The following is a 4,616-nucleotide window of genomic DNA, read 5'->3' on the forward strand; positions in this document are numbered from 1 at the left end:
GTATCGACCCGCACTCGCTGCGCGACAGCCGGACCGGTGTCTTCGCCGGTGTGATGTACAGCGGCTACAACACCACACTGAACGGCAAGGAGTACGAAGGCTTCCAGGGCCAGGGCAGCGCGCTGAGCGTCGCCTCGGGCCGGGTCTCCTACACCTTCGGCTTCGAGGGCCCCGCGATGACGGTGGACACGGCGTGCTCGTCGTCGCTCGTCGCGATGCATCTCGCGGCCCAGGCGCTGCGGAGCGGTGAATGCTCGCTGGCGCTGGCCGGCGGTGTCACCGTGATGTCGATCCCCGACACCTTCGTGGAGTTCTCCCGGCAGCGGGGCCTCGCGCCAGACGGCCGGTCCAAGCCCTTCTCCGAGTCGGCCGACGGTGTCGGCTGGTCCGAGGGCATCGGCATGCTTCTGCTGGAACGCATGTCGGACGCCCGGCGCCAGGGCCATGAGATCCTCGCCGTCGTACGGGGCAGCGCCGTCAACCAGGACGGTGCGTCGAACGGTCTCACCGCGCCCAACGGCCCTTCGCAGCAGCGAGTGATCCGCCAGGCGCTCGCCAGCGGTGGACTCTCACCCGCCGAGGTGGACGCGGTGGAGGCACACGGCACCGGGACCACGTTGGGCGATCCGATCGAGGCGCAGGCGTTGCTCGCGACATACGGTCGTGAGCGTGATGCGGAGCGTCCGCTGCTGCTCGGCTCGGTGAAGTCCAACCTCGGTCACACCCAGGCGGCGGCAGGTGCCGCAGGCGTGATCAAGATGATCATGGCGATGCGCCATGGTGTGCTGCCGCCGACGCTCCATGTCACCGAGCCGTCGTCACATGTCGACTGGTCGTCGGGCGCGGTGGAGCTGCTGACCGCGCCCACCGAGTGGCCCGAGACCGGTCATGTCCGGCGCGCGGGCGTGTCGTCCTTCGGTATCAGCGGGACGAACGCACATGTCATTCTTGAGCAGTCGCCCACGGTGACCCAGGGCTCGGTGCTCGACAGTGCCGAAGCCGGGCCGTCCATCAGGTCGGAAGAGTCCGGTGTGGTGCCCTGGGTGCTGTCCGGCAAGACACCGGAGGCGCTGCGCGGCCAGGCGGCCCGGCTGCTCTCGTACATTCAGGCCAGGCCCGGACTGCGGCCGGTGGACATCGGGTTCTCGCTGGCCACGGGCCGGTCGAGGTTCGAGCATGGCGCGGTGGTAATGGCCGACGAGCCGGCTGGGACGGTGCGCGCACTGGCGGCGCTGGCTGTCGGCGAGCCGGATCCACTGGCCTTCACGGGCTCGGTCACCGGCGGCAGAACGGCGGTGCTGTTCTCGGGTCAGGGTTCGCAGCGGCTCGGGATGGGGCGGGAGTTGTACGGGCGGTTCCCGGTGTTCGCGGAGGCGCTGGATTCCGTACTGGCGTTGCTGGACGGCGAGTTGGGCGACTCGTTGAGGGAGGTCATCTGGGGTGAGGATGCCGAGCTGCTGAATGCGACGGGTTTTGCTCAGCCTGCGTTGTTCGCGGTGGAGGTGGCGCTGTTCCGGCTGGTGGAGTCATGGGGCATCAGGCCCGACTTCGTAGCTGGGCATTCGATCGGTGAGATCGCCGCCGCTCATGTGGCCGGGGTGTTCTCGCTGGAGGGCGCCTGCCGACTGGTGGCGGCCCGTGGAACATTGATGCAGGCCCTGCCGGCCGGTGGCGCGATGGTCGCCGTACAGGCGACCGAGGAGGAGATCACTGCGCTGCTGTCCGAGCACGGAACGCAGGCCCAGGTGTCGATCGCGGCGGTCAACGGTCCCTCCTCGGTGGTGATTTCGGGCGACGAGGACGTCGTACGAGAGATCGCGGCCCGGCTGGAGCGGGACGGCCGGAAGACGACCGGGCTCCGGGTCTCACATGCCTTCCACTCACCGCTGATGCGGCCGATGCTCGATGAGTTCCGTGCCGTGGCGGAGACGGTGTCGTTCCAGGAACCCACCGTTCCCGTGGTCTCGAATCTGACCGGTGGGCTCGCGTCCCCGGAGGAGCTGTGCACGCCCGACTACTGGGTACGGCATGTCCGCGAGGCCGTCCGCTTCGCCGATGGCGTCCGTACTCTCGCCGAGCAAGGTGCCACCGTACTGGTCGAGTTGGGGCCCGACGGAGTGCTCTCCGCGATGGCGAGGGAGTCGGTGCCCGACGGGACGGTCACGGTGCCGGTGCTCCGTAAGGACCGCTCCGAGGAACTGTCCGCCGTCACCGCACTGGCTCAACTGCATGTGCACGGTGTCTCCGTGGACTGGGCCCGGTACTTCGCCGGGCGCGGCGCGTCCCGTGTGGAGCTGCCCACGTACGCCTTCGAGCACCGGCCCTACTGGCCCGACGGCACACGCGGAGCCGCCGACGCCGCCGCGGTCGGCCTGATGTCCGCCGGACATCCGCTGCTCAACGGCGTGGTCGAACTGGCCGAAGACGAAGGCGTGTTGTTCACCGGCCGCCTTTCGGTGCGGACTCATCCATGGCTGGCCGACCACCTGGTCATGGGCCGGATTCTGGTGCCGGGAACGGCCCTGCTGGAACTGGCGATCCGCGCCGGTGACGAGGTCGGCAGTGACCGCGTCGACGAACTGACTCTCGCGGCGCCGCTGGTGCTGCCGGAGCGCGGCGCCACACAGACGCAGGTACGGGTCGGAGTGGCCGACGAGAGCGGCCGACGTACCGTTACGATCCACTCGCGGCCCGAGGGCGGGACCGAGGCGCCCTGGACGCAGCACGCCATGGGCCTACTGGCCACAGGCCCTCGTACGGCCGCGGTCCTCTCCGGGCTCGACGCCACGGGCTTCGATGCCCTCGGCTTCGACGCCACGGTCTGGCCGCCGGTGGGCGCCGAACCGGTGGAGCTGGACGGTTTCTACGACGCTCGGGCCGAGGACGGTTTTGTCTACGGGCCGGTCTTCCAGGGGCTACGGGCCGCCTGGCGGCGCGACGGCGAGATCTTCGCCGAGCTCAGCCTGCCGGACGGCGTCCGGGCCGACGCGGAGGCGTTCGGACTGCATCCCGCACTGCTGGACGCCGGCCTCCACGCGGCCTGGTTCATCGGCTCGCCCGCCGAAGCGAACGGCCGCGCGGGCGGTGTCCCGCTGGGTGTCCCGTTCTCCTGGAGCGGTGTGTCGCTGGAGGCGTCCGGAGCCTCCGCCGTACGAGTCAGGCTGTCCCGTACGGACGACGGAACGGTGTCGATCGCCGTCGCCGACACCACGGGCGCGCCCGTCGCGTCGGTGGAGTCACTGGCGCTGCGGGCCCTGTCCACCGAGAGCCTGAGCGATACCGACGCACTGACACGGGACGCGCTGTTCCGGCTCGACTGGACGCCGGTGGCGGCTCCTTCCGGTGCGGCTTCGGTGCGACCGGAGTGGGCTGAGCCCACGGAGCAGGCTGAGCGGACGGTGGTGGTGCTCGGCCCGGACACACTGGGCCTGGCCGAGGCTCTGCGTGCCGTGGGTGCCGAGGCCCGGACCCTCGATGAGCTGCCGGCGGGCGAGGAGCCGGCGGACGTGCTGCCGATGGGTGTGGTGCTGATCCCCGTGGCAGGGGATCAGGGCGCCGACACCGCCGACTCCGTACACGCGCTCACCCACCAGGCCCTGGCCCGCATCCAGGCCCGACTGGCCGAGGAGCGCTTCGCGGACTCCCGGTTCGTCTTTGTGACACGCGGCGCCGTCGGCGGCCACGATGTGGCGGCGGCCTCGGTGCGAGGTCTCGTACGGTCCGCGCAGTCGGAGAATCCCGGCTGCTTCGGTCTGATCGACCTCGATCCCGACGAGGAGGCGACGGCCCTTCCGCCGACGGCTCTTCCGTTGGCGGCCCTGGACACGGACGAACCACAGATCGTGGTCCGCGACGGTGAGGTACGCGCCGGGCGCCTGGTGCGCCGGCCGGCGGCCGGGAGCGACGCGCGTCCCGTCTGGGACACCGATGGCGGCAGTGTGCTGATCACCGGCGGTACCGGTGGTCTTGGCGCGGTACTGGCCCGGCATCTGGTGGCGGAGCACGACGTACGACGGCTGCTGCTGGTCAGCAGGCGCGGACCGGCCGCCGACGGCGCGGAAGAGCTCCTCGCGGAGCTTGAGCTGCGAGGAGTCCAGGCCACGGCCGTGGCCTGCGATGTGGCGGACCGAGCCGCGCTCGCGGAGCTGCTGGCCGGGCATCGGGTGTCGGCCGTGGTCCACGCGGCGGGCGTCCTGGACGACGGTGTGGTCGGCGCGCTCACGCCGGAGCGGCTGGACCGTGTGCTGCGGCCCAAGGCGGACGCGGCCTGGCACCTCCATGAACTGACACGCGATCTCGATCTGACGGCCTTTGTGGTCTTCTCCTCGGCGGCGGCCACGTTCGGCAACGCGGGACAGGGCAACTACGCGGCGGGCAACGCCTTCCTGGACGCCCTCATGGAGCGCAGGCGTACCGAAGGTCTGCCCGGAGTGTCGCTGGCCTGGGGCCCATGGGACCAGTCGGGCGGGATGACCGGCACACTGACGGAGACCGACACGGACCGGATGGCACGCTCCGGAGTGCCGCCGCTACCGGTGGAGCAGGGCCTCGCCCTGTTCGAAGCCGCGCTGGCCACCGGTGACGCCGTGCTGGCGCCGGTACGGCTGGGGCCGGCG

1 protein-coding gene is annotated in these 4,616 nt (G+C 70.9%); it reads left to right on the forward strand.

Annotation, left to right across the window (positions count from 1 at the left end; all coding sequences use genetic code 11):
- On the forward strand, positions 1-4,616 hold a 4,616-nt coding region (locus tag GA0115259_RS32810; RefSeq protein WP_141716785.1), incomplete at both ends, for a type I polyketide synthase.

Origin of the sequence: Streptomyces sp. MnatMP-M17 (assembly GCF_900091995.1) — a bacterium.
Lineage (GTDB): Bacteria > Actinomycetota > Actinomycetes > Streptomycetales > Streptomycetaceae > Streptomyces.